The 24,933-nt window shown below is 71.4% G+C and carries 21 protein-coding genes; 10 read left to right on the top strand and 11 right to left on the bottom strand.

Translation table 11 applies throughout. From position 1 onward, the window contains the following. Positions 1-55 precede the first annotated feature (55 nt). The 10 genes from ACIBQ8_RS44415 to ACIBQ8_RS44370 form a co-directional block, all read right to left on the bottom strand. A complete protein-coding gene (locus ACIBQ8_RS44415; protein ID WP_397179172.1) occupies positions 56-391 on the bottom strand; it encodes a hypothetical protein in 336 nt (111 codons plus the stop codon). Continuing rightward, positions 388-783 (bottom strand): YbaB/EbfC family nucleoid-associated protein, encoded by a 396-nt coding sequence (locus ACIBQ8_RS44410; RefSeq protein ID WP_397179173.1) that lies wholly within the window; start codon positions 781-783, stop codon positions 388-390. Before ACIBQ8_RS44410 ends, ACIBQ8_RS44415 begins: the two co-directional genes overlap by 4 nt. Before the next feature lie 94 nt (positions 784-877). Then, positions 878-1,282: a hypothetical protein gene (locus ACIBQ8_RS44405; protein WP_397195148.1), complete on the bottom strand. Its 405-nt coding sequence runs from the start codon at positions 1,280-1,282 to the stop codon at positions 878-880. Further along, positions 1,279-2,172, bottom strand: a complete 894-nt coding sequence (locus ACIBQ8_RS44400; protein ID WP_397195147.1) for an SseB family protein — start codon at positions 2,170-2,172, stop codon at positions 1,279-1,281. The genes ACIBQ8_RS44405 and ACIBQ8_RS44400 overlap by 4 nt, the downstream gene beginning before the upstream one ends. 16 nt (positions 2,173-2,188) lie before the next feature. Continuing rightward, positions 2,189-4,003 carry an asparagine synthase (glutamine-hydrolyzing) gene (gene asnB / locus ACIBQ8_RS44395; RefSeq protein ID WP_397179176.1) on the bottom strand — a complete coding sequence of 605 codons (1,815 nt, stop codon included), beginning with the start codon at positions 4,001-4,003 and terminating at the stop codon, positions 2,189-2,191. A 181-nt stretch (positions 4,004-4,184) separates the two neighbouring features. Beyond that, positions 4,185-4,391 (bottom strand): cold-shock protein, encoded by a 207-nt coding sequence (locus tag ACIBQ8_RS44390; protein ID WP_055509312.1) that lies wholly within the window; start codon positions 4,389-4,391, stop codon positions 4,185-4,187. 213 nt (positions 4,392-4,604) lie between these two features. Beyond that, entirely contained in the window at positions 4,605-4,994 is a 390-nt protein-coding gene (locus tag ACIBQ8_RS44385; RefSeq protein WP_352320544.1) for a VOC family protein, read from the bottom strand. 134 nt (positions 4,995-5,128) lie between these two features. Then, positions 5,129-6,925, bottom strand: a complete 1,797-nt coding sequence (locus ACIBQ8_RS44380) for a trypsin-like peptidase domain-containing protein (protein ID WP_397179177.1) — start codon at positions 6,923-6,925, stop codon at positions 5,129-5,131. A gap of 126 nt (positions 6,926-7,051) precedes the next feature. Continuing rightward, a complete protein-coding gene (locus tag ACIBQ8_RS44375) occupies positions 7,052-8,527 on the bottom strand; it encodes a M81 family metallopeptidase (RefSeq protein ID WP_397195146.1) in 1,476 nt (491 codons plus the stop codon). An 18-nt stretch (positions 8,528-8,545) separates the two neighbouring features. Continuing rightward, positions 8,546-9,694, bottom strand: a complete 1,149-nt coding sequence (locus ACIBQ8_RS44370; RefSeq protein WP_397179179.1) for an ROK family protein — start codon at positions 9,692-9,694, stop codon at positions 8,546-8,548. A 220-nt stretch (positions 9,695-9,914) separates the two neighbouring features. On the opposite strand from ACIBQ8_RS44370, the gene ACIBQ8_RS44365 reads away from it, so the two are divergent. The 4 genes from ACIBQ8_RS44365 to ACIBQ8_RS44350 all read left to right on the top strand — a co-directional run bounded on the left by ACIBQ8_RS44365 (position 9,915) and on the right by ACIBQ8_RS44350 (position 15,665). Next, positions 9,915-11,726: a peptide ABC transporter substrate-binding protein gene (locus tag ACIBQ8_RS44365; RefSeq protein ID WP_397179180.1), complete on the top strand. Its 1,812-nt coding sequence runs from the start codon at positions 9,915-9,917 to the stop codon at positions 11,724-11,726. A 67-nt stretch (positions 11,727-11,793) separates the two neighbouring features. Beyond that, entirely contained in the window at positions 11,794-12,756 is a 963-nt protein-coding gene (locus ACIBQ8_RS44360) for an ABC transporter permease (RefSeq protein WP_397179181.1), read from the top strand. Beyond that, complete coding sequence (locus ACIBQ8_RS44355) at positions 12,753-13,661, top strand: ABC transporter permease (RefSeq protein WP_397179182.1); 909 nt, start codon at positions 12,753-12,755, stop codon at positions 13,659-13,661. Before ACIBQ8_RS44360 ends, ACIBQ8_RS44355 begins: the two co-directional genes overlap by 4 nt. Positions 13,662-13,673: 12 nt before the next feature. Further along, positions 13,674-15,665: a dipeptide ABC transporter ATP-binding protein gene (locus ACIBQ8_RS44350; RefSeq protein ID WP_397195145.1), complete on the top strand. Its 1,992-nt coding sequence runs from the start codon at positions 13,674-13,676 to the stop codon at positions 15,663-15,665. Between the two features lie 20 nt (positions 15,666-15,685). Here ACIBQ8_RS44350 and ACIBQ8_RS44345 read toward each other — a convergent pair whose 3' ends face one another. Beyond that, positions 15,686-16,642, bottom strand: coding sequence for a LysR family transcriptional regulator (locus ACIBQ8_RS44345; RefSeq protein WP_397179184.1), 957 nt, complete (start codon positions 16,640-16,642; stop codon positions 15,686-15,688). A 153-nt stretch (positions 16,643-16,795) separates the two neighbouring features. Here ACIBQ8_RS44345 and ACIBQ8_RS44340 point away from each other — a divergent pair, with 153 nt between their 5' ends. The 6 genes from ACIBQ8_RS44340 (at position 16,796) to ACIBQ8_RS44315 (ending at position 24,829) form a co-directional block, all read left to right on the top strand. Then, on the top strand, positions 16,796-19,309 hold the full coding sequence (locus ACIBQ8_RS44340) for a collagenase (protein WP_397195144.1): 2,514 nt from the start codon (positions 16,796-16,798) through the stop codon (positions 19,307-19,309). 77 nt (positions 19,310-19,386) lie between these two features. Next, positions 19,387-21,024: an ABC transporter substrate-binding protein gene (locus ACIBQ8_RS44335; protein ID WP_397195143.1), complete on the top strand. Its 1,638-nt coding sequence runs from the start codon at positions 19,387-19,389 to the stop codon at positions 21,022-21,024. Positions 21,025-21,058: 34 nt separating this feature from the next. Then, positions 21,059-21,976 (top strand): ABC transporter permease, encoded by a 918-nt coding sequence (locus tag ACIBQ8_RS44330; RefSeq protein ID WP_397179187.1) that lies wholly within the window; start codon positions 21,059-21,061, stop codon positions 21,974-21,976. Then, positions 21,973-22,938 (top strand): ABC transporter permease, encoded by a 966-nt coding sequence (locus ACIBQ8_RS44325; protein WP_358296429.1) that lies wholly within the window; start codon positions 21,973-21,975, stop codon positions 22,936-22,938. The genes ACIBQ8_RS44330 and ACIBQ8_RS44325 overlap by 4 nt, the downstream gene beginning before the upstream one ends. Then, complete coding sequence (locus ACIBQ8_RS44320; RefSeq protein WP_397179188.1) at positions 22,935-23,906, top strand: ABC transporter ATP-binding protein; 972 nt, start codon at positions 22,935-22,937, stop codon at positions 23,904-23,906. The genes ACIBQ8_RS44325 and ACIBQ8_RS44320 overlap by 4 nt, the downstream gene beginning before the upstream one ends. Beyond that, the gene (locus ACIBQ8_RS44315; protein WP_397195142.1) at positions 23,906-24,829 is read left to right on the top strand and encodes an ABC transporter ATP-binding protein; all 924 of its coding nucleotides are present in this window, start codon (positions 23,906-23,908) and stop codon (positions 24,827-24,829) included. Before ACIBQ8_RS44320 ends, ACIBQ8_RS44315 begins: the two co-directional genes overlap by 1 nt. The last annotated feature ends 104 nt before the right edge of the window (positions 24,830-24,933 follow it).

Below are 24,933 nucleotides of genomic sequence, written 5' to 3'. Positions count from 1 at the left end.
CCGACGAACCGTGGGAAGTCGGCCCCTGGGGACCGGTGGCGCTGTGCGTCACGCGTCAGACCTCTCGCGCTTTGAGGTCTTGCTCGATGGCGGCGTCCACGCCGAGGGTGTTGTCGATGCTCGCGCGCAGCCTGGCGCTCGCGTCGATCATCTGCTTGGACAGCTCGACGCACTGGTTGAGCATGCGGTTGGGGCCGTCGTCGCGGAAATGGGAGTCCTTGAACGCCTGGCCCTCGGCGCCGTTGCCCCAGGGGGCGGCGGCCAGCGCCTCGACGACCGCGGCGACCAGCCGCGCGGACTCCTTCTCCCAGTCCTCGGCCACGGTGGTCCACTGGGAGATGCCCGAGTCCACGACGGGCTTGATGATCTGGGTGCCGTCCCAGGGCCTCATCGGGCGCCTCCCATGCGGTCGGCGAGCCGGGCCATGACGGTTTCGAGGTCGCCGCTCAGATGCGCCTCGAAGTCCTCGCGCGGGATCACCGGCTCGAAGATCTCGGTGACGCGCTCCTGGGCGCGCTCGGCGGCCAGCCGGGTGGTCTCGGCGATGGTGTCGGCGAGCTGCCGGGCGTCGGGGCGGCGGTAGATGCGGGGGTCGAGGTCGAGCCGGATCAGCTCGCCGCGCGAGCCGACGGTCACCGACACCAGGCCGTCCCGCGAGGTCTCGGTCACCTGGACGGCCTTGGCCTGCTGGTGCAGCTCCATGCCCACGTCCTGGATCTGGCGGAACATGTCGCGCAGCTCGTCGCCGTATGCCCGCATCCCCGCCACGTCAGGAGAATCCATGACACCCCCGCCCCCATGCCGCGTGTTTCTTACGTCACATGCACCTTTCAGGTCAGTTTCTGTCACATGAACAACAGGAGACAAGAGTCAATCTTCAAAAAGGCCCATCCTGTGGACCTATCGCCACAATTTCCTCACGGAGCTCCGTGATCTCCGTCCGCGGGGCCCAGGCCCGGTACACCCCCCGCTCGACGCGCTCCAGCCCCAGCGCGAGCGCGGCGGGCGCGGAGCCGCCCAGGTATTCGAGCAGGAGCAGGCCGTCCCGCTCGTCGTGCACCTGGAACCGCTCGCCCCGCCAGGTGCACTCCGTGGTGACGAACTGCAGGGACGCGCACTCGGTGACCGGCACCGTGCGGACGTGGCAGCCGGGCTCGACCTCCTCGAAGCCGTCGGCCGGGCCGGTGGTGCGCAGGCGCACCCACAGCTCAAGGGGGTGCGGCTCGGGGCTGGCCACGTAGTCGGCGCCCCGCCAGTGGGCGCGGTAGAAGTGCCGGCTCATGCCGCCGCCTTCCGGCCGATGAGCAGCCATCGCCGCAGGTCGCCGTGGTAGAGGGCGCGCCGGTGCTCGGTGCCCTGATGGGTGAGCTCCCAGATCTCCGCGCCGTGCGGCAGGCCGACGCCGTACACCTTGTACTCGCGGATCACCTGGTCGACGTTGGGCACCAGGCCCATGCCCACGAACGGCGGCTCCTCGACCACCCAGCCGGCGACCGCGTCCCGGCCCTCCTCGTCGAGCCCGCCGTACGGGGTGCGGTAGAGGTCGAGACCGACGGGATGCCAGCGCAGGATGTTCAGCGAGCCGCTCTCGGTCAGCATGTCGCGCTGCCCCAGCGCGTCGGCCAGCACCGTGGGCGTGGCGATGTGCGAGACGTCGAGGGCGTGGTGGCAGTAGCCCGAGACGCGCGGCTCGGCCGTCGCCAGCAGGACGCCGATGTCGGCGGGGGACAGCAGCTTCTGCACCACCGGCACCCCCGACCCGGGTGCGAGCCGCAGGTCCTGGACGAGCGTGGGCACCGCCAGCCTGGCCAGCGTCCCCGGCTCCAGCAGGAACGAGGCCGCGAGGCCCGGGTTGATCGCCAGCCCCCATCGCGGGTCCGGCCAGCCGGCCGCCAGCTCGGCGGGCGAGACGATCCGGCAGTGCGTGGCCAGGCCGCCGGTCGCGGTCACCATCGCCTCGACCGAGGTGAAGGCAAGCACCCACGTACGGCCGGAGTCCGTGGCCGTCGCCCAGGCGGGCGGCTCGGTCCCGGCCGCCGCGGCGGCGGTGATGGGCAACGCCAGGTCGGCGTCGCGGAGCAGGCCCAGGCACAGGGCGGTCCGCCCGTCCTGGTGGGCCGCCCACAACTGTTCCTCGAACGGCGTGGCCGGCAGATGATCAGTGGACGTCATCCGCCCAGTGTGCCCGCTACAGCTCCAGGCGTACGCCGTAGGTGGTCAGCCAGACGTTCAGATCGAGCGCCAGCTCCAGGCCGTACCTGCTCATCGTGGTCGTCACCTTCTCGGCCGGCGCGAAGGCGGCCTCGCGGACGGCGTCGGCGTCGAGCAGTTGCAGCACCGGGGCGTCCTGGTCGGCGGCCAGCTCGCGCAGCGCGTCCCGGAGCGCCTGCTCGTAGCCGACGTCCTGGGTCACCGGGTACGGGGCCTTGACCCGGCGCACGATCGGCTCGGGCAGCAGGTCGGCCCCGGCCGCCCGCAGCAGGCTCTTCTCCCTGCCGTCGAACGTCTTCATCGACCAGGGCGTGTTGAACACGTACTCGACCAGCCGGTGGTCGCAGAACGGCACGCGCACCTCCAGCCCGACGGCCATGCTCATCCGGTCCTTGCGGTCGAGCAGGAAGGGCAGGAAGCGGGTCAGGTGCAGGTAGCAGATCTCGCGCATGCGCCGCTCGCGGGCGTCCTGCCCGGCCACGTGGGGCACCTCGGCCAGCGCCGTACGGTAGCCGTCGGCGGTGTAGGCGTCCAGGTCGAGCTGCCGGATCAGCGACTTGTCGAGCATGTCGGTCGGCTGCTGCTCGCGCATCACCATCGCCAGCCACGGGAAGGTGTCGGCCTCGACCGTCTGCGGCAGGTGGAACCAGGCGTACCCGCCGAAGATCTCGTCGGCGGACTCGCCGGACAGCGCCACGGTCGAATGCTCGCGGATGGCGCGGAACAGCATGTAGAGGGAGGAGTTCATGTCGCCCAGGAAGCTCGGCGCGTCCCAGGCGCGCACGACCGAGGCCCGCAGCCCGGGGTCGGCCAGCTCCGCCGGCCCGAGGACGATGTCGGTGTGCTCGGAGCCGACGTGCTCGGCCAGCATCCGCACGAACGGCCGGTCGGGGTCGCCGCGGTACTCGTCGGCCCGGAAGTGCTCGGCGTAACCGGCGTAGTCCACGGCGAAGGAGCGGATCGGGCCGTGCGTCCTGGCCAGCGCGGTGACGACGCTGGAGTCGAGGCCACCGGAGAGCAGCGTGCAGAGCGGCACGTCGGAGATGAGCTGCCGGCCGACGATGTCGTCGAGCAGCTCGCGGACCGTGCGCACGGTCGTGTCGAGGTCGTCGGTGTGCTCGCGGCCCTCCAGCGACCAGTACCGGCGCAGCCGCGCGCCCTGCCGGCCCACGCGCAGGAGGTGGCCGGGCGGCAGCTCGCACAGGCCCTTGTAGACCGACCGCTGCCGGACGGTGGCCATGCTGAGGAGCTGGCGCAGGCCGTCGAGGTCGACCACGGGCGGGGCCAGCGGGTTGGCCAGGATCGCCTTGGGCTCGGAGCCGAACAGCACGCCGTTGGGCAGGGGGTAGTAGTACAGCGGCTTGATGCCCATGCGGTCGCGGATCAGCACGAGCTCCTGCGTGCGCTCGTCCCAGACGGCGAAGGCGTACATGCCGTTGATCCGGTCGGCGACGCCCTCTCCCCATTCCAGGTAGCCGCGCAGCACGACCTCGGTGTCGGTCCTGGTGCGGAAGCGGTGGCCCTTGGCGGCCAGCTCCTCGCGCAGCTCGCGGAAGTTGTAGACCTCGCCGCTGTAGGTGATGACGGCCAGGCCCTCGGCCTCGATCGGCATGTGGCCGCCCTCGACGTCGATGACGGCGAGCCTGCGGTTGCCGAGCGCGGCGTGCGGTTCGAGGTGCAGGCCCTGGTCGTCGGGGCCCCGGCAGCTCATGGTCGCGGTCATGGCGAGGGCGGTGGCCTCTTCGCCGGTCAGGTCGCGGTCGAAGTCCACCCATCCGGCGATGCCGCACATGCGAGGGTCCTCTCAGACGCAGTCCTGGTAGTGCTCCCCGGCGTCGGTCTGACAACTTGCCTGACGCTCTCGCAACATAACCGCGCGGAGCTGATCGGTCCATACCCGATCAATTGCCCCCGAAAGCGGTCTGGGCCCGCACCCCCGAAGAGGTGCGGGCCCAGACGCGGGCTGCGTGAGGTCAGGCGGGAACGATGTTCTCGGCCTGCGGGCCCTTCTGGCCCTGCACGACGTCGAAGGCCACCTTCTGGCCCTCGGTCAGCTCACGGTAGCCACCGTTGGAGACGATGTTGGAGTAGTGGGCGAAGACGTCGGCGCCGCCGCCGTCCTGCGCGATGAAGCCGAAGCCCTTTTCCGAGTTGAACCACTTCACGGTACCGGTAGCCATAACGATCTCCTTCAGATGACGTGCAGAGACGGGATCCGCACCGTGCGGATCCCCGTGTCGCCGCGATGAGCCCATCCCGGAGATGACCGGAAAACAAAAACGCACCTGAAAGTCCAGCTAGGTCAGGTGCGCACAAAGTCTTTTATGGGTACCACAACTGCAACGGGATTAAAGCTAGCACACGATCTGCTCCGGAGGCAAACGCGGGGCGGTTCACCGCGGGTCGCGGCGCAGCGGATGGCCGGGCGGCACCTCCACCAGGACGATGCGATGCCCGTCGGGGTCGGCGATCCACATCTCGACCAGGCCCCACGGCTCCAGCCGCGGCTCACGCAGCACCGTGACGCCCGCCTGCCGCAGGCGCTCCTCCTCGCGCCCGACGTCGCGCACCTGCAACCAGATCGACAGCGTGCCGCCGGTCGCGGGGCCGTCGGAACGCCCGGCGACCTCAAGGAAACCCTGGCCGAGGAAGAACACCACGCCGGGATCGTCGTCGGGGCCGAACTCGCGGTAGACCGCCAGGCCGAGGGTGTCGGCGTAGAAGCGGCGGGTCCGGGCGGGGTCGGTCGGCCGCAGGAGCACGCGGCTGCTCAGCACGTCCACGAGGTCATCGTAGGCCGCGGCGGGCGCGGCGGCCCGGAAACCGCCGGGAACACGTCGTGGCCCCGGAACCCGTCATGGGGTTCCGGGGCCACGCATCCTGACGTGTCTGGCGGGACTCGGCTCACGCGGGCCCGTCAGGCGTTCGGGGGCTGGTCGCCGAGCCGGCGCTGGAGGTCGGCGATCTGCCGTTCCAGGTCCGCGACCTGCCCGGACCTGGGGTCCGCGGGCGGGCTGAACTGGCCGTAGCGCACCGACCTGGTCGGGTCGCCGCCGGGCTGGTCGTAGGAGGGCTGCTGGTGAGGGGGCTGCTGGAAGTGGGCGTCCGGGGCCGAGCCGTACGGGCTCGCGGCGTGGCCGTTCGCGCCGTACCCGCCGGGGCCGTAGCCGTCGCCGCCGTGGCCGTACGGGCTCTGGGCCGGCTGCACCGGCTGCATCGGCGGCGAGAGCTGGGCCTGGGCCGCCGGGAGCTGCTGCCACGGGGGCGGCGGCACCGCGCCGTACCCGGGCTGGGGCGAGATGACGGCCGGCTGGGGCCGCCGGCGTCCGCGCAGGACCTTGACCACGACCGCGACGAGCACCAGGAGCAGCAGCACGCCGGCGCCGATCAGCACCCACATGAGGATCGGCTTGGGCGTCTCGTCCTTGCCCGCGGAGATCGCCTGCTGGGAGTCGCTGATGTACTTGGCCACGTACGGGTGGTTCGGGAACAGCGCCTGGACCTCGCGGAACTTCGGCAGCGCGTCGGAGTAGTAGTGCCGGAAGAAGTCGTTGAGCGCCTCGTTGTACCGGGTCGTCGTGACGGCCTGGGCGGGCTTGACGTTCTTCTCGCCGAGCTTCTCCTTGATGATGCCGACCGGCAGGACGAAGCTCTCGCTCTCCGACGCCTCGCCGCCCTCGCTCACCGTGCCCGCGATCAGCATGCCGACGACCTTGCCGTCCTTGCTGAACACCGGCCCGCCGGAGTTGCCGTGGTAGGACGGCGCCTGCGTCTGGATGTACGGCACGCCGGTCTGCGTGGTGCGCTTGGCGTTGTACGGGCCCTCGGTCAGGGCCGGCTCCAGCTTCGACTCCAGGCTGAAGAACGGCGTGTTGGTGACCAGGCCGGGGAAGCCGCTGATGTAGAGCGTGTCACCGGTGCGCACGTCGGCGTCGTCGCCGAGCGGCACGGTCGGCAGGTTCTGCTGGCCGTTCACCTTGAGCAGCGCGAAGTCCTTGCCCGGGTAGCTCTCGCCCACCGAGACGAGCTCGGCCGGGACCGCCTTGGCCGTCTTGTCCACGCCGCCGCCGGGCAGGCTCTGCATGACCGACAGGCTCTGCTTGAGGTTGCTGAGCTGCATGTGGGTCGAGTTGAAGGTGACGTAGATCTGCTGGGCGAGCTTGAGGATCTCCTCGTCGTTCTTCAGGTCGCCCAGGCCGCTGATGATCTCCTTGGCGTCCTGCTTGTTGAACTTGGCCAGCGCCTGCTGGGCGAAGAGCTGGCTGAGCTCGGTCTCGCCGACCTGGACGCAGTGCGCCCCGGTGACCATGTAGCCGTCGGGGGTGACCCACCAGCCGGTGCACATGCCGCCGACCTCGGCCTCGACCGTGCGCATCGGCGTGGTCGAGGACACGTAGGTGTCCACGTTGGCGGCGATCTGCTGGAAGACCCACTTGCCGATGCTGCGCTCGTCCGAGGAGATCTTGCCGGACTGGACGGCGGCGACGGCCTCCTGGACGATCTGGTTGTAGGCCGCCTCGTTGATCGTGTTGGACGGGACGGACACCGTCGCCGTGTAGGTGAAGCTGGTCAGCTGCACCGCGGGCTGCGTGCGCGCCGCCAGCCAGGTGCCGACCGGGATGTCGGGCCGCTCGTCGGGGGCGCCGTCGGCGGCCGCCGGCAGCGCGGGCAGCATGACCGCCGCGACGACCGCCGCACCCGCGGCGACCCTCATCAGCCTTTTCCTGAAATATCCGCTCACAGGCGGTAATGATGAGTCAGCCCTCTTGTTCCTGGCTTGGAGCCGACTGGGAGCCCCCTCCAAGCCCTGCCAGGACCGGCGCCGGAGGGGGCCGGCGCGTCAGGACGCCGAGGGGCCGGTGACCACGGTGAGGTCGGCGTCGAAGTCGCGGTCGAGGGGGAAGACCGGCCGGGCCAGCCGCTCGTACGGCAGGCGCTGCAGGTCCTGGTCGACCCCGCCCGGCGTGAGCGCGAGCAGCCAGTCGCCCGCCGCGTCGAACAGCTCGGGCTCCAGGTAGCCGATCTTGACCGTCACCACGTCGAGGTCGTCCACCCGGACGCCCAGCCGGGCGTAGGAGGCCAGCTCGCGGTACTGCATGCGCCGGGAGGTGACGAACACGCTCAGACCGCCCACCCGCACGCTGACGCACCGCCCGCCGTCGGGGTCGTCGGCGACCGCCTCCAGCACGCCCTCGATCGGCAGCGGCCCCGGCTCGCGGGCGTCGATCCGGCCGCCGACGCGCAGGCTGACCGGCGAGCCCGGCGCGAGGCCGGCGACCTGGGCCACGGCCTCGGGACCGACCAGCGAGGCGTACACCGCGCGGACCGAGCCGCCGGCGATCTCGGGACGGGCCAGCATGCGTTCGAGGGCGAAGGTGACGTCGTCCGCGCCGCCCGCGCCGGGGTTGTCGCCCGAGTCGCTGATGAAGAACGGGCGCCGGGCCGGGTCCTTGACCGCGATCAGCGCCTGGTCGAGGCATTCGTCCATGGAACCGGTGGGCGCGACGAAGGTGAAGGCGTCGCGCGCCGCCCAGAACTCCTCGCCCAGCTCGCGGGCGGCCGCGGCGGTGGCGGCGGCGTCGGTGCCGGTGGCGACGACCGCGCCGCGGCAGCGGGGCTCGTCGGCCCAGGCGAAGCCGATCCAGACGGCCGCGTCGATGACGCCGTCCCTGGCCTCGATCTCGGGGACGCGGGCGTAGAGGCCCTTGGCCGGCTCGACGCGCGTGCTGGTCATCTCGCCGGGCAGCAGGATCGGCACGTGCACGAGCGCCTTGTGCGGACGCTGCCCGCGGCGCAGCGCCGCCACCAGGTTGCGCGCGGCGCGCTCGCGGGTCTCCCACACGTCGACGTGCGGGGCGGTGCGGTAGCAGGTGAGCAGGTCGCAGCCGGCGAAGAAGCGGTGGGAGACGTTGCCGTGCAGGTCCATGGCCGCCGAGACGAACGGCTGCCCGCCGGTCACCGAGCGGACCACCGTGATCAGGTCGCCCTCGGCGTCCTCCAGCCCGACCACGCTCATCGCGCCGTGGATGTCGAGCAGGACGCCGTCCACCGGGCCGGCGGCGGCCAGCCCGGCGGCGATCTCGGCCGCCCAGGCGTCGTAGGTCTCCCTGGCCACGGCCCCGCCGGGCAGGGCGCGGGCGTGCACGAGCGGGATCCACTCGACGTCGGCCGCCCACGGCTCGGCGAGCCAGCCGTACCGCGCCAGCAGGGCGTCACCGCGGGTGACCTCGAAGTCGGCGGCGGTGCTCAGGTGCGGGGAGAAGGTGCTGGACTCGATGTGCACGCCGCCGACGGCGACGCGGAGGGGACGGGACACGGGCGGGGGACTCCTTGCCTAGGAAGGGCGGACGTCGGCCGAGGCGCGCACGAGGTGCCCGAGGCCGATCAGGGCGGCGTCCGGGCCGGCGGCGCTGGCCTCGATGGACAGTGACTGGGTCATGGACGGCAGGCAGCGCTTGTAGAGCATGCTCCGGGCGGCGGCCACGTAGACGTCGAGGCTGGACAGCGCGCCGCCGATGACGACGGCGTCGGGGTTGAGGAAGTTGACCAGGCCGGACAGGGCGACCCCGAGCAGCTCGCCGGCGTGGCGCACCAGGGTCACGACGGACGGCTCGGCGTCGACGGTGGCGGCGACGACGTCGCGCGGCGTGCTGACCCGCAGGCCGCGGTCCTTGAGCTGGCGGACCAGGGCGGCGCCGCTGGCCACCGTCTCCAGGCAGCCGCGGCTGCCGCAGGAGCACTCGCGCTCGCCGCTGTCGGCCACCCGCACGTGGGTGACGTCGCCGCTGAGGCCGCGCCCGCCGCGGTAGATCTGGCCGCCGCTGACCAGGCAGCCGCCGATGCCGGTGCCGGCCTTGACGTAGATCATGTCGCCGGGGTCGCGGCCCCGGCTGACGTACTCGCCGATGGCGGCGGCCTTGGCGTCGTTGTCGACGACCGCGGGCACGCCGAAGCGCTCCCTCAGGTGGGTCTGGGCGTCGAAGCCGCTCCAGCCGGGCATCCGGGCCGGGCCGATCAGCCGGCCGTGCGGGTACTCGACCGGGCCGGGCAGCGCGACGCCGATGCCGAGCAGCGTCTGGCCGGGGGCCTTGGCCGTGCTGAGCTGCTCGTACGCCCGCCAGATGGCGTCGAAGACCCGGCCGGGCCCTTCCGCTATGTCGGTGGCGATCTCCCGTACGGCCATCAGCCGGCCGTCGGGCGCGCACAGCCCCACGCGCGCGTGCTGGGCGCCCAGCTCCGACACCGCGAAGGCGCCCGGGACGTCGCGCAGCCGCAGGATGCGCGGCCGCCGCCCGCCGGTGGAGCGGCCGACGCCCTCCTCCAGGATGGCGCCCTCCTCCAGCAGCCGCCGGACCACGCTTGAGACCGTGGACGGAGCCACCTGGAGGGTCTCCACCAGATCGGCGCGCGACGTCGCCGCTCCGCTGGCCAAGAGGCTGAGCGCCTGCTCGCGCAGGTTGGCGGGACTCGATGGCTCCGGCATGCCGCTCCTCTTTCAGGCCGGTTCCCCGGCAGGCCCGTCGTCGCAACAGAGCCCCATCATGAGGCACCGGCGACTTCGACTCTAAACCGAAAGAAGTCAGCGAACAAAGCTAATTAGTTCCGTTGACTTCATGCGGGACCATCTATACATTCTCCGCATCGAACGCACCAGGCCCCCCGGTAAGCGCAGGGCGCCGTGCGACGTCAACCGAGGAGATCCCATGGGGAGCAGATTCCACCGGCGCGGGCTCCGCGGCACCGGCGCCCTGGCGGGCGTGCTGGCCCTCGGGCTGGCGCTGACCGCGTGCAGCGGGTCCGCCGGCGGCGCGCAGAAGGGCGCCCAGAGCGGGGGCCAGAGCAAGGACGGCGTGACCGTCGCCCTCAGGACCCCGAACTGGATCCTGCCGATCTCGGCACCCGGCTTCACCCAGGGCGAGAACGTCATCTTCGGCTCCGCCCAGTACCGTCACCTGTACGAGTACCTGCTGGACGGCTCGGCGAAGTACAACATCGACCCCGGGCGCTCGATGGCCGAACCGCCCGAGGTGAGCGACGGCGGCAAGACGCTGACGATCACGCTGAAGGACAACACGTGGTCCGACGGCAAGCCCGTCACCACCCGTGACATCCAGTTCTGGTGGAACCTCGTCACCGCGAACAAGGACAAGTGGGCGTCCTACCGGGAGGGCGGCTTCCCGGACAACATCGCCGAGTTCAAGGTGAAGGACGACAAGACCTTCTCCCTGACGACCACGAAGACGTACAACACCGGGTGGTTCGTCGGCAACCAGCTCAACCGCATCGTGCCGCTGCCCCAGCACGTCTGGGACAAGGACTCGGCCACCGGCAAGGTGGGCGACCTCGACACCACCCCCGAGGGCGCCAGGAAGGTCTTCGACTTCCTCACCGCCGCGTCGAAGGACCCCAAGACGTACGCGACCAACGAGCTGTGGCAGGTCAACAGCGGCCCGTGGAAGCTGGAGAAGTACGTGCCGAACGGCGAGGTCGTCCTCACCGCCCGCGCGAACTACTCAGGCAGCGACAAGCCGAAGCTCAAGTCGGTCACGCTGCGCCCCTTCACCAGCGACGACGCCGAGTTCAACGTGCTGCGCGCCGGCCAGATCGACTACGGCTACGTGCCGCCGGCCAACCTGTCGCAGCAGAAGTACCTGGAGTCGAAGGGCTACCAGATCGCCCCCTGGTACGGCTGGTCCATCACCTACCTCCAGCTCAACTTCAACAACCCCGACTCGGGCCCCCTGTTCAAGCAGCTCTACCTGCGTCAGGCCCTCCAGTCGCTCATCGACCAGCCGACCATCAGCAAGGCCATCTGGTCCGGCATGGCGGCCCCGACCTGCGGCCCCGTCCCGGCCAAGCCCGGCACGAACGGCTCCAGCGAAGGCTGCGCCTACCCCTTCGACCCGGCCAAGGCCAAGCAGCTCCTGGAGAGCCACGGCTGGCAGGTGACCCCCGACGGGCAGACGACCTGCCAGAAGCCGGGCACCGGGGCCGACCAGTGCGGCGAGGGCGTCAAGTCCGGCGCGAAGCTGGCCTTCACCGTCACCAGCCAGACCGGCTTCGCCGCGACGACCAAGATGTTCGCCGAGATCAAGTCGCAGATGTCCAAGCTGGGCATCCAGCTCACCATCAAGGAAGTGCCGGACTCGGTCGCGGTCACCCCGGCGTGCAAGCCGTCGGACTCCAACTGCTCGTGGGACATGTCGTTCTTCGGCTCGCAGGGCAGCTGGTACTACCCGGCCTTCCCCAGCGGCGAGCGGCTGTTCGCCACCGACGCCCCGGTCAACCTGGGCAGCTACAGCGACCCCGAGGCCGACAAGCTCATCGAGGCCACCCAGTTCGCCGACGACGAGGCGACGCTCAAGGCGTACAACGACCGGCTGGCCCAGGACCTGCCGGTGCTGTGGATGCCGAACCCCGTCTACCAGATCTCTGCGTACCGCGCCGGGCTCCAGGGCGTCACGCAGGACCCGATGAACAACATGTTCTTCCAGGACTGGTCCTGGAAGAGCTGAGACCGTCCCCGACTCCGGCGGCCCGTGCGGGGGTCGCCGGGGTCCCTGGAACAAGGAGGGGCCCCGCGTGGCCCGGTATCTGATCACCCGCTTGGGCCAGGCCCTGATCATCGTCGTGCTGGTCACGATGATCACGTTCGTCATCCTGCATCTCCTGCCGGGCGGCGCGGCGCGGGCCACCCTGGGCAAGGACGCGACGCTGGCCCAGCTCGCGGCGTTCGACCACGAAATGGGCTACGACCGCCCCTGGATCCAGCAGTACGTCATGTACATCGGCCGCCTCCTGCGCGGCGACCTCGGCTACTCCTTCCAGCTCAACCAGTCGGTGGCCGAGGCCATCGGCCAGCGGCTGCCCAAGACCATGGTGTTGTCGTTGTTCTCGACGATGCTGGCCGTCGTCGTCGCCATCCCGCTCGGCGTCGTCCAGGCGATGCGGCGCAACCGGTGGCCCGACTACACGATCACCACCCTGTCGCTGCTGGCCTACGCCACGCCGATCTTCTTCATGGGTCTCATGATGATCATTCTCTTCTCGCAGGTCTGGCCGATCCTGCCGCCGGAGGCCTCGCAGGGGTTCACCCTCGGCGAGGTGCTGGCCGACCCGGCCGGGCTCGTCCTGCCCACCGTCACGCTCGCCGTCGTGACCGTCGCCGTCTACTCGCGGTACGTGCGCTCCTCGATGGTCGACAACCTCAACGAGAACTACGTGCGCACCGCCCGCAGCAAGGGCCTGTCGGAGGCGCGCGTCGTCGCCCGGCACACGCTGCGCAACGGCCTGTTCCCGGTCATCACCCTGCTCGGGATGTACCTGCCCGCGCTGTTCAGCGGCGCCCTGGTCGTCGAGGCCCTGTTCAACTACCCCGGCATGGGCCAGCTGTTCTGGCAGGCGGCGCTGAAGCGGGACTTCCCGATCCTGTTCGGCGTCACGCTGATCATCGCGATCGCGACCGTGCTCGGCGCCCTGCTCGCCGACCTGCTGTACGCCGCCGTCGATCCGCGCGTCCGGCTCAGGACGGCGGCCCGCTCATGACCGCGCCCGCCGCGGCGACCGGCACGCCGGTCCCCGCCGAACAAGAGGCGCCCGTACGCGGCCAGTGGCGGCAGGCGCTGACCGTGTTCGCCGAGAACCGCCTCGCCCTGCTGGGCCTGATCATCTTCATCGTGCTGGGCGGCCTGTGCTTCCTCGGCCCGCTGTTCTACCGGACCGACCAGGTGCACACCGACCTCGCCTCGGTCTACCTGCCCCCCGGCACCCCGGGTCACCCGCTGGGCACCGACGGCGTCGGCTACGACCAGCTCGGCCGCCTGCTGCTCGGCGGGCAGACGTCCATCGTGGTCGGGCTGGCCGCCGGCGTGCTGGCCACGGTCGTGGGCACGATCTGGGGCGCCATCGCCGGCTTCACCAGCGGCTGGGTGGACGCCGCCATGATGCGGGTGGTCGACGCGATGATGTCGATCCCCTCGCTGTTCCTGTTCATGCTGATGGCGACCATCGTCACGCCGACCGTGCCGATGCTCATCCTCATCATCGGCGCCTTCGCCTGGCTGGGCCCGGCCCGGCTGGTCCGCGGCGAGGCGCTGACCCTGCGCTCGCGCGAGTACGTCCAGGCCATGCGGTCGATGGGCGGCACCGGCGGCCGGGCCGTACGGCGGCACATCATCCCCAACGCCATCGGCACCGTGATCGTCAACGCCACCTTCCAGGTCGCCGACGCCATCCTGTACGTCGCCTACCTGTCCTTCCTCGGCCTCGGCGTGCCGCCACCCGCGGCGAACTGGGGCGGGATGCTCTCCGACGGCCTGGCCAACACCTACAGCGGCTACTGGTGGCTGCTGTACCCGCCCGGGATCGCCATCATCCTCATCGTCCTCGCCTTCAACTTCATCGGCGACGGGCTGAGGGACGTCTTCGAGGTCCGCCTCCGGCGGCGCTAGGAGGAACGGAACATGAGCCCTTTGCTGCGCCTGCGCGACGTCAGCACCGACATCCCGCTGCGTCAGGGCGTCGTGCACGCCCTCGACCACGTCAACCTGGAGGTGCGGCAGGGCGAGACGCTCGGCATCGTCGGCGAGTCGGGCAGCGGCAAGACCATGACCGCCCTGTCGATCATGGGCCTGCTGCCGTCCGGCGGCCGCGTCGTCGGCGGCGAGATCCTGTTCGAGGGCCGCGACCTGCTGTCCCTGCCGCCCGCCGAGATGCGCAGGATCCGCGGCGTCGAGATGGGCATGGTGTTCCAGGACCCGCTCACCTCGCTCAACCCCACCATGCGCATCGGCGCCCAGGTCGCCGAGCCGCTCCGGGTCCACCAGGGCGTCGGCAAGGCCGAGGCGCGCGAGCGGGCCGTGGAGATCCTGCGCCGGGTCGGCATGCCGCGTCCCGACAAGATCGCCGACGCCTACCCCCACCAGCTCTCCGGCGGCATGCGCCAGCGCGTGGTCATCGCCATGGCCCTGGTCTGCTCGCCCCGGCTGCTCATCGCCGACGAGCCGACCACCGCCCTCGACGTCACCACCCAGCGCCAGATCCTGGAACTCATCGACGACCTGCGCGAGGAGTTCCAGATGGCGGTCGTCCTGGTCACCCACGACCTGGGCGTGATCGCCAGCCGCGCCGACCGGGTCGCCGTCATGTACGCCGGCCGCGTGGTGGAGTCCGCGACCACCGCCGAGCTGTTCCGGCAGCCGCGCCACCGCTACACCGAGGCCCTCATGGAGTCGCTGCCCGGCGCGGCCGAGCACGACGACGGCGCGCTCTACAGCATCCCCGGCCTGCCGCCGGACCTGTCCCGGCCGATGACCGGCTGCCGGTTCGCGCCCCGCTGCCGCTTCGCGACCGAGGAGTGCCGCACCACCGACGTGACCCTGACCGGCGGCGAGCACCAGCACGCCTGCCTGCACCCGGTGCTCCAGCCGCGGGCGCGCGCCGAGGCCGCCGGGCCGCGCCCCGACCGGGCCCGGCCGCAGGCCGAGGCCGCGCCGATCCTGTCCGTCCGCGACCTGGTCAAGAACTACGACGGCACGGGCTCCCTGGGCCGTAAGGCGCCGCAGGTCAGCGCCGTGGCGGGGGTCGGCTTCGACGTGCGCCCGGGCGAGACGTTCGGGCTCGTGGGCGAGTCGGGCTGCGGCAAGTCGACCGTGGGCCGGCTGATCGTCGGCCTGGAGGAGCCCACCTCCGGCCAGATCGTGGTGGACGGCGCCGACATCGCCACGCTCGACCGGCGCGCCCGCCGCGCCATGCACCGGCGGGTCCAGCTCATGTTCCAGGACAGCTACGCGGCGATGAACCCGCGCATGCGCATCGACTCCATCCTGGCCGAACCCCTGGAGATCCAGCAGGCCGGCGACCGGGCCGGCCGTCGCTCCCGCATCGGCACCCTGCTGGACCAGGTGGGCCTGCCGCGACGGGTGCTCGACCGGTACCCGCACGAGTTCTCCGGCGGCCAGCTCCAGCGCATCGGGCTGGCCAGGTCGCTGGCCCTGGAGCCGCGGCTGATCGTGTGCGACGAGCCGGTGAGCGCGCTCGACGTCTCCATCCAGGCCCAGGTGCTCAACCTCATGCGCGACCTCCAGCGCGAGCTGGGCCTGTCGTACGTGTTCATCAGCCACGACCTGTCCGTCGTGGACTACATGTCGGACCGGATCGGCGTCATGTACCTGGGCAAGCTCGTCGAGGTCGGGCCGGCCCGCGACGTCGTCAGGAAGGCCCGGCACCCGTACACGCAGGCGCTGATCGAGGCCGTGCCCTCGGCCGAGCCGGGCGTGGCGCCGCGCACCAGCGTCGCCATCAAGGGCGAGCTGCCCAGCGCGCAGAACCCGCCCTCGGGGTGCCGGTTCAGGACGCGCTGCCCGCTCGCCCAGGAGATCTGCGAGACCGAGCCGCCGCTGGCCGGCGGCGAGCACCGGGTGGCCTGCCACTTCCCGCTGCGCGCGGCGGAGTGAGGCGGGCCGGCCGTCGATCGTCAGCGGAGGGGATGGGCGCCCGGGTGCTCGTCCCACCACTGGCGGAAGGTGGGGTTGTCGTCGATGTGGTCCTCGAAGGCGGCGGCGAGCCCGCGGTAGATGGCCGCCGCCGCGTCCGCGCCGATCAGGTCCCTGCGCCAGGCCATGACCAGGTGCCCGACCTGCGGCTCGCCCGCCAGCGGCCGTACGGCGGTGCCCTCCGGCACCGGCCAGGTCGGGTCCACCAGGCGCACGCCCAGCCCGGCGGCGACCAGCGGGCGGCCGGCGCCGCTGGGGGCGTCGTAGCGCACGTCCGGCTCGAAGCCGGCGGCCCGGCAGGAGGCGCGCAGGGCGGCCAGCGAGCCGTCGTCGGCGCCGGGCGGGCTGATCCAGCGCTCGTTCCTGAGGTCGGACAGGTGCACCTCGGGCTGCTCGGCCAGCGGGTGCCCGGCGGACATGGCCACGAAGATGGGATACCTGGGCACCAGCGTGCGGGTGACCACCGGCGGCGTGAGGGTGACGTCGAACCCCTCGATCATGCCCATGAGCGCGGCGTCGAGCTGGCCGTGGGTGAGCGCGTCGGCGAGCTGCACGCTGGACGGCTCGATGCGCAGGGAGATCGACCGGCCGGGTAACGCCTCGCCGACCCGGTCCACCACGCTGGCCACGCACGCCAGGTGGCTGCACCCGAGCCGCAGCCCGGTGACGGCCGGGTTCGCGTCGTGCAGGTCGCCGAAGAGCGAGTCGATCTCCGACAGGACGATCCGGGCGCGGGCGATGACCTGACGTCCGAGCTGGGTGGGCTCGACGCCGTTCCGGCTGCGGGTGAACAGCTCGCCGCCCACCATCTCCTCGATCCTGCGGAGCTGGGTGGTGATCGCCGGTTGGGACAGCCCGAGGCGGGCGGCGGCTTTGGTCACGCTGCCGGCCTCGGCGATCGTACAGACCATTCGGAGATGCCGGAGATCCAGGTCCATAGCTCAGGATTATGTGACATGTGATGGCTCTTGGCGACGCCTTCGGAACGCCCATAGGCAACACTTATGCGGCGTCGTATGACCACGCCCTCCGGACGGCCCGCACACTCGTACCCGACCTCGCATCCATGCGGATACCCCCCGGAGGTTCTTGTGCGCAAGGTCCTGCACGGCTGGCGGATGATCGTCCCCCTGGCCGCATTAGCCCTACTCACGCCGTTCGCCGCGACACCGGCGAGCGCGGCGGCCGAACCGCCCCCGGCCGCCCGCCTCGCGGTCCCGGCCGACGACGCCCCGCACGTCGCCAAGTCCCGGCTCGACACCCGTGACCGGGCGCCCCGGCCCGCGGCCAAGGACGCCCTGCGCCGCGACTACGACGAACCCGCCACCCAGCCGGAGCACGCCAGGCCGTCGGCGCGCAAGAGCGTCGCCGCGGCCGCCGCCTGCAACGTCTCCGACTTCACCAGCCGCACCGGCAGCGCCCTGGTCCAGCAGATCAAGTCCAGCGCCACCGACTGCGTCAACACCCTGTTCAACCTGAGCGGCACGGACGCCTACAACGCCTTCCGCGAGGCGCAGATGACGACCGTCGCCTACGCCCTGCGCGACAACTCGGCGAACTACCCGGGCGACAACAGCACCGGCACCGCCCAGCTCGTCCTCTACCTGCGGGCCGGCTACTACGTCCACTGGTACAACTCCGGCGACGTCGGCTCGTACGGCCAGGCCCTCACCACCGCGATCCGCTCCGGCCTGGACGCCTTCTTCGCCAGCTCCCGGTCCTCGACCGTCAGCGACGCCAACGGCGAGGTGCTGGCCGAGGCCGTCACCCTCATCGACAGCGCCGAGCAGAACGACCGCTACCTGTACGTCGTCAAGCGCCTGCTCGACGGCTACAACAGCTCCTACGACGCGTCGTGGTGGATGCTCAACGCGGTCAACAACGTCTACACCGTGCTGTTCCGCGGCCACCAGGTGCCCGCGTTCGTCACCGCCGTGCAGGCCGACCGCAGCGTCCTGGACTCGCTGAACTCCTTCGCCGCCAACCACCTGAACCTGCTCGGCACCGACCGCGCCTACCTCGCCTCCAACGCCGGGCGCGAGCTGGGCCGCTTCCTGCAGCACACGACGTTGCAGGCGGTCGTCCGGCCGCTGGCCAAGAACCTGCTCGGCCGCAGCTCCATGACCGGCGCCACCGCGCCGCTGTGGGTGGGCGTGGCCGAGATGACCGACTCCTACGACAAGGCCAACTGCTCCTACTACGGCACCTGCGACCTGGCGAACCGCCTGACGGCCGCCGTGCTGCCGATCACCCACACCTGCAGCGCCAGCATCAGGATCCGGGCCCAGGAGGTCACCTCCAGCCAGCTCGCCGCCACCTGCGCCAGCCTGGCCAACCAGGACGCCTTCTTCCACAACCTGGTCAAGGACAACGGCCCGGTCGCCGGCGACAACAACACCACGCTGGAGGTGGTGGTCTTCGACTCCAGCACCGACTACCAGACCTACGCCGGCGCGATGTTCGGCATCGACACCAACAACGGCGGCATGTACCTGGAGGGCGACCCCGCCGCCGCGGGCAACCAGCCCAGGTTCATCGCCTACGAGGCCGAGTGGCTGCGCCCCGACTTCCAGATCTGGAACCTCAACCACGAGTACACCCACTACCTCGACGGCCGGTTCGACATGTACGGCGACTTCAACGCCGGGGTGAGCACGCCGACCATCTGGTGGATCGAGGGCTTCGCCGAGTACGTCTCCTACTCCTACCGCAAGGTCGTCTACGACGCGGCGATCACCGAGGCGGGCAAGCGCACGTACGCGCTGAGCACGCTGTGGAACACCACCTACGACCATGACACCACCCGCATCTACCGGTGGGGCTACCTGGCCGTCCGCTACATGTTCGACAAGCACCCGGCCGACATCGCGACGCTGCTCGGCTCGTACCGGACCGGCGCGTGGAGCACCGCCAGGTCGTTCCTCACCGGCACGATCGGCAGCCGCTACGACTCCGACTGGAACACCTGGCTCGCCGCCTGCGCGGCCGGGGCGTGCTCCGGGGGCGGCACCGGCAACCAGGCGCCCACCGCGAACTTCACCTCCACGGCCAGCGGGCTGACGGCCGCCTTCACCGACACCTCCACCGACTCCGACGGCACCATCGCCGCCCGCCGCTGGGACTTCGGCGACGGCGCCACCTCCACCGCGGCCAACCCGTCGCACGCCTACGCGGCGCAGGGCACGTACACCGTCACGCTGACCGTCACCGACGACGGCGGCGCCACCGCGACGACGTCGAAGCAGGTCACGGTGTCGACCGGCGGCGGCTCGACGCCTGAGTGCACCGCCTCCGACACCCGCACGCTCGACAGGAACTGCAAGCGCAGCAACCTGTCGGCCACCCAGGGCAACTACGCCTACCTCTACATCTACCTGCCCCCGGGCACGGCCAGGCTGACCATCACCGCCTCCGGCGGCACCGGGAACGCCGACCTCTACTACAACGCCGCCACCTGGGCCACCACCTCGGCCTACACCCAGCGCTCCACCGCGTCGGGCAACGCCGAGACCCTGGTGATCAACAACCCGCCCGCCGGTTACAACTACATCAGCCTCCACGCCGCGCAGACCTTCTCGGGCGCGAGCGTCAAGACCGAGTACTAGACCGCCCGGGCGCCGGGGCCGGCGAACCCTCTCCCGCCGGTCCCGGCCCGGGCCCTCTCACCTCACTGGAGTGATCCGTGACTCTCCGTAACGTGCTGACCGCGGGGCTCCTGCTCGGCGTGGCGGCCTGCGGCGGCGGCGGCAAGGCCGCCGCGCCCGCGGCGGCCGGGGGCGGGACCCTGACGATCCTGTCCAACCAGGACTTCTCCCACCTGGACCCGGCCCGCAACTGGACGATGCCCCAGATGGACTTCGGCATCCGGCTGCTCTACCGCACCCTCACCACCTTCAAGGCGGGCAGCCACGAGATCGTCCCGGATCTGGCCACCGACCTGGGCACCGCCTCCGAGGGCGGCAAGGTGTGGACCTTCACCCTCAAGGACGGCGTCAAGTACGAGGACGGCACCCCCGTCACCGCGAAGGACATCAAGTACAACGTGGAGCGTTCCTTCGCCCCCGAGCTGCCCGGCGGCCCCAACTACGCCCAGCTCTACCTGGCCGGCGCCGACGGCTACAAGGGCCCGCTGAAGGGCAGGCACCTGGACTCGATCGAGACCCCCGACGACCGGACCATCGTCTTCCGCCTCAAGCGGCCGGTCGCCGAGTTCTCCTCCACGGTGACGCTGCCGACGTTCGCGCCGGTGCCGGCCGCCAAGGAGGCCGGCGCGCAGTACGACAACCGGCCCTTCTCCTCCGGGCCGTACAAGATCGAGCGCTACGACCGGGGCAAGGAGATGGTCCTGGTGCGCAACCCGCACTGGTCGGCGGCCACCGACCCGGTGCGCAAGGCCGCGCCCGACCGCATCGTGGTCAAGCAGGGCCTGCGGCAGGGCGTGATCGACGACCGGCTCATCGAGAGCAGGGGCGAGGACGCCACCTCGATCGCCTACACCGACGTCAGCGCCGCCAGCCTGGCCAAGATCCTGCCCCGGCCGGACGTGAAGTCCCGGCTGGTCAACGCCATGTCCGGGTGCACCGACATGATCGGCTTCAACACCTCCAAGCCGCCCTTCGACGACCCGAAGGCCCGGCAGGCGGTGCACTTCGCCCTGGACAAGCAGGCGCTCCAGACCGCCGCCGGCGGCCCGGCCATGACCTCGATCGCCACCTCCTACCTGCCGCCGGCCCTGTCGGGCGGCACGCCGCAGGACGTGTTCCACCTCCCGCCGACCGGGGACGTCGAGAAGGCCAAGGCCCTGCTGGGCGGCAGGACGCTGAACGTCCGGATGACGATCTCGACCGGCGACAAGGCGCTCGGCGAGGCCGTGCAGGCGTCGCTGAAGCGGGCGGGCGTCGAGGTCGTGCTCACGCCCGTCGATCCGTCGGTCTACTACGACACCGTCGGCGACACCGCCAAGACGCCCGACCTGTTCACCTACGGCTGGTGCCCCGACTACCCGTCCGGGGCGACGTTCCTGCCGCTGCTGTTCGACGGGCGCACGATCGTCGAGAAGGGCAACTCCGGCAACGTCTGGCAGTTCCGCGACGAGGCGGTGCAGAAGCGCATCGACGAGATCCAGGCCATGAGCGACCCGAAGGCCGCCGAAGCCGCCTGGGTCGAGCTCGACCGGCAGGTCATGCAGTCCTCGCCGGCGGTGCCGTACGCGTGGGACCGCAAGCCGATCCTGGTCGGCAAGGACGTCTCCGGCGCGGTTGGCCATCCCGTCTGGTCCGGGCAGCTCGACTTCGCCGTCCTGGGGGTGAGGCAGAAGTGAGGAACGGCTACCCCGGATACCGGCGGAGCCGGACATGACGGCGACGGTCGTCGCGGCGAGCCCGCCCGCCCGGCTGGTCAGGAAGCGCCTGCTGGGCGGCGCCGCCACCCGTTTCGCGCTGGCCGTGGTGACGGTCCTGGTGCTGGTCGCGCTCGCCGCGCCGCTGCTCACCAAGCTGAACGGCTGGCCGCCGGACGCCTTCGACCCATCCGCGATCGACCAGGAGCTGGCCGGCGTGCCCAAGGGGGCGCTGGGCGGCGTCAGCGGCGAGCACTGGCTCGGCGTCGAGCCCGTCAACGGCCGCGACGTGTTCAGCCGCATCGTCTACGGCGCCCGCGTCTCGCTCATGGTCTCCACCCTGGCCACGCTGGTGTCGGTGCTGCTCGGCACCGTGCTCGGGCTGCTGGCCGGCTACCTCGGCGGCTGGGCGGACGCGGTGATCAGCCGGACCATGGACCTGCTCATGTCGTTCCCGAGCCTGATCTTCATGATCGCCCTCATCTCGGTCATGCCCGACGGCGACCGGATGGTCCTGCTGGTGTGTGTGATGGGCGGGTTCGGCTGGCCGTACATCGGGCGGATCGTGCGGGGGCAGGCGATCTCCGTCAAGCACCGCGAGTACGTGGACGCCGCCCGGGTCGGCGGCGCGCTGAACGGCGTCATCGTCTTCCGCGAGATCATGCCCAACATCACCGCGCCGATCCTCGTGTACGCGACGCTCGCGGTGCCCGCCAACATCGGCACCGAGGCGGCGCTGTCCTTCCTCGGCGTCGGGGTGCGCCCGCCGACCGCGTCCTGGGGGCAGATGATCCAGGAGGCGATGCTCTGGTACGAGGTCGACCCGATGTACCTGCTCGTCCCCGGCACCTGCCTGTTCCTGACCGTGCTCGCCTTCACCCTCCTCGGTGACGCCCTGCGCGACGCCATCGACCCCAAGGGGGCGGCACAGTGACGTCGTACCTGGCCAGACGGGCCCTGGCGGTGGCCGGCGTGCTGCTGGTGATCTGCGCGGTGACCTTCGTGATCTTCTACGTGCTGCCGTCCGACCCGGCGGTCCAGGCGTGCGGCAAGACCTGCACGCCCGAGCGGGTCGCCGAGGTGCGCGCGCAGATGGGGCTGGACCGGCCGTTGTGGGAGCAGTTCGGCGGCTACGTCGCGGGCATCGTCGCCGGGCGTCCCGGCTGCCACGTGCCCTGCCTCGGGTTCTCCTACCAGAACGCCCTGCCGGTGTGGGACCTGCTGATCGACCGGCTCGGCGCCAGCGCGTCCCTGGCGGTCGGCGCGGCCCTGCTGTGGCTGGCCGTGGGCGTCACGGTCGGGGTGGTCTCGGCGCTGCGCCGGGGGAGCGCCCTGGACCGGACGCTGATGATCGCCACGCTGACCAGCGCGTCCCTGCCGGTCTACTTCGTGGCGATGGTGCTGCTCCTGCTGGCGGTACGGGTGACCGGGCTGCTGCCGTACCCGGCGTACGTGCCGCTCACCGACGACCCCGCCGCCTGGGCCGGCAACCTGATCCTGCCCTGGGTCACGCTGGCCGCCCTCTACGCCGCCATGTACGCCCGGCTCACCCGGGCGCAGATGATCGAGACGATGGCCGAGCCGTACATCAGGACGGCCCGCGCCAAGGGCCTGCACGAGCGGACGGTCGTCGCCAAGCACGGCATGCGCGCGGCCATGACTCCGGTCGTCACCGTCTTCGGCATGGACCTGGGCGGCCTGCTGGCCGGCGCGATGATCACCGAGACCGTGTACGGCCTGCCCGGCGTCGGCCGGCTCGCCTACGACGGCATCGTCAAGTCCGACCAGCCCGTGATCCTCGGCACGACGCTGCTCGCGGCCTTCTTCATCGTGCTGGCCAACCTGCTCGTGGACCTGGTCTACGCGGTCATCGACCCCAGGGTGAGGTACTCGTGATCCTTTCCGTGCGCGACCTGTCGGTGAGCTTCGGCGACGTCCGGATCGTGGACGGCGTGTCGTTCGGCGTCGAGCGGGGGCGGACCCTGGGCGTCGTCGGCGAGTCGGGGTCCGGCAAGTCCGTGACCGCGCTGTCGCTGCTGGGGCTGCACCGCCGGGCGACCGTCGCCGGGTCGATCGAGCTCGACGGGGAGGAGCTCGTCGGGGCGCCGGCCGAACGGCTGCGCCGGCTGCGCGGCAGCGCGGTGTCGATGATCTTTCAGGATCCGTTGTCGTCGCTGCATCCCTTCTTCACCGTGGGGGAGCAGATCGCCGAGGCGTACCGGCTGCACCGCGGGGCCGGCCGGCGGGCGGCCCGGGAGCGGGCGGTCGAGATGCTGGCCGAGGTGGGCATCCCGGAGCCGCGGCGGCGCGCCGGGGAGCATCCGCACCGCTTCTCGGGCGGCATGCGGCAGCGGGCGATGATCGCCATGGCACTGGCCTGCGAGCCGGGCGTGCTGATCGCCGACGAGCCGACGACGGCGCTCGACGTGACCGTCCAGGCGCAGATCCTCGACCTGATCGCGCGCATCCAGCGCGAGCGGGGGCTCGCGGTCGTCCTGATCACCCACGACCTGGGCGTGGTGGCGCGCATGGCCGACGACGTCCTGGTCATGTACGGCGGCCGGACCGTGGAGCACGCGCCCGCCAGGGAGATCTTCAAACGGCCGCTGCACCCGTACACGCGGGCCCTGCTGGACTCGGTGCCGGGCGCGGCGCCGCCGGACCTGGCGGACATGACGGCGGCGCCGGGCCGGGCGCGGCTGCGGGCGATCGCGGGGGCGCCGCCCTCGCTGCTCGCGCCACCGCCCGGCTGCCGGTTCCACCCGCGCTGCCCGGCCGCCCTGGACGTCTGCGCGACCGCGCGCCCGCCGCTCACCGGCGACCCCCACCGGGTCGCCTGCCACCTGGAAGGAGCCGACCACTGATGCTCTCCGTGCGCGACCTGCGGATGACCTTCTCCGGACGCCGCGGGCAACGGGTCCGGGCGGTGGACGGCGTGAGCTTCGACGTGCCGGAGGGCCAGGCGCTCGGCCTGGTCGGAGAGTCGGGCTGCGGCAAGTCCACCACCGGGCGCATGATCGTGCGGCTGCTGGAGCCCACCGGCGGGACCGTCACCTTCGACGGCCACGACATCACCCATCTGGGCCCCCGGGCCCTGCTGCCGATGCGTGGCCGGCTCCAGATGATCTTCCAGGACCCGTACGCGTCGCTCAACCCGCGCCACACCGTCCGGCAGATCGTCGCCGGGCCGCGCCGGACGGTGGACCGGGACGGCGTCGTCGAGCTGCTCCGGCTCGTCGGCCTGGACGCCGAGCACGCCGACCGCTACCCCCACGAGTTCTCCGGCGGCCAGGCGCAGCGGATCGGCATCGCCCGCGCGCTCGCCTCCCGGCCGCGTCTGGTCGTCTGCGACGAGCCGGTCTCGGCGCTGGACGTGTCCATCCAGGCCCAGATCGTCAACCTGCTCGCCGACCTGCGGGCCGACCTCGGGCTCGGCTACCTGTTCATCGCCCACGACCTGTCGGTGGTGCGGCACATGTGCGAGACGGTCGCCGTCATGTACCTGGGCCGGATCGTGGAGACCGGCTCGTCGGACACCGTCTACGCCGATCCCGCCCACCCCTACACGCGCACGCTCCTGTCGGCCGTGCCGGTGCCCGATCCGGAGGTGGAGGCCGCGCGGGAGCGCATCGTCCTGCAGGGCGACCCGCCCAGCCCGCTCGCGCCGCCGCCCGGCTGCACCTTCCATCCCCGCTGCCCGAAGGCGCAGCCGTTGTGCCGGACCGAGCCGCCCGTGCTCACGACGGTCAGGGGGCGGCAGGTGAGCTGCCACTTCCCGGAGGAGTGAGCAGGCTCGCGTAGAGATCCCGGAAGGCGGCGACGGCCAGAGCGGTCGTCGCCGCCAGTACTTTCCTCTCATCGTGAACCGCCGGAGCGGAGGGACGCGACAGA

Source organism: Nonomuraea sp. NPDC049646, from assembly GCF_044465525.1.
Lineage (GTDB): Bacteria > Actinomycetota > Actinomycetes > Streptosporangiales > Streptosporangiaceae > Nonomuraea.
This window is presented reverse-complemented; position numbering and strand designations above follow the sequence as displayed.

Bases quoted from the DNA above. Each gene is read 5' to 3' on its own strand.
- ACIBQ8_RS44350 (WP_397195145.1), top strand. From the start codon at position 13,674: ATGAGCCCTTTGCTGCGCCTGCGCGACGTCAGCACCGACATCCCGCTG.
- ACIBQ8_RS44370 (WP_397179179.1), bottom strand. From the start codon at position 9,694: ATGCCGGAGCCATCGAGTCCCGCCAACCTGCGCGAGCAGGCGCTCAGC.
- ACIBQ8_RS44355 (WP_397179182.1), top strand. From the start codon at position 12,753: ATGACCGCGCCCGCCGCGGCGACCGGCACGCCGGTCCCCGCCGAACAA.
- ACIBQ8_RS44400 (WP_397195147.1), bottom strand. From the start codon at position 2,172: ATGACGTCCACTGATCATCTGCCGGCCACGCCGTTCGAGGAACAGTTG.
- ACIBQ8_RS44405 (WP_397195148.1), bottom strand. From the start codon at position 1,282: ATGAGCCGGCACTTCTACCGCGCCCACTGGCGGGGCGCCGACTACGTG.
- ACIBQ8_RS44315 (WP_397195142.1), top strand. From the start codon at position 23,906: ATGCTCTCCGTGCGCGACCTGCGGATGACCTTCTCCGGACGCCGCGGG.
- ACIBQ8_RS44345 (WP_397179184.1), bottom strand. From the start codon at position 16,642: ATGGACCTGGATCTCCGGCATCTCCGAATGGTCTGTACGATCGCCGAG.
- ACIBQ8_RS44410 (WP_397179173.1), bottom strand. From the start codon at position 783: ATGGATTCTCCTGACGTGGCGGGGATGCGGGCATACGGCGACGAGCTG.
- ACIBQ8_RS44330 (WP_397179187.1), top strand. From the start codon at position 21,059: ATGACGGCGACGGTCGTCGCGGCGAGCCCGCCCGCCCGGCTGGTCAGG.
- ACIBQ8_RS44380 (WP_397179177.1), bottom strand. From the start codon at position 6,925: ATGAGGGTCGCCGCGGGTGCGGCGGTCGTCGCGGCGGTCATGCTGCCC.
- ACIBQ8_RS44415 (WP_397179172.1), bottom strand. From the start codon at position 391: ATGAGGCCCTGGGACGGCACCCAGATCATCAAGCCCGTCGTGGACTCG.
- ACIBQ8_RS44365 (WP_397179180.1), top strand. From the start codon at position 9,915: ATGGGGAGCAGATTCCACCGGCGCGGGCTCCGCGGCACCGGCGCCCTG.
- ACIBQ8_RS44390 (WP_055509312.1), bottom strand. From the start codon at position 4,391: ATGGCTACCGGTACCGTGAAGTGGTTCAACTCGGAAAAGGGCTTCGGC.
- asnB (WP_397179176.1), bottom strand. From the start codon at position 4,003: ATGTGCGGCATCGCCGGATGGGTGGACTTCGACCGCGACCTGACCGGC.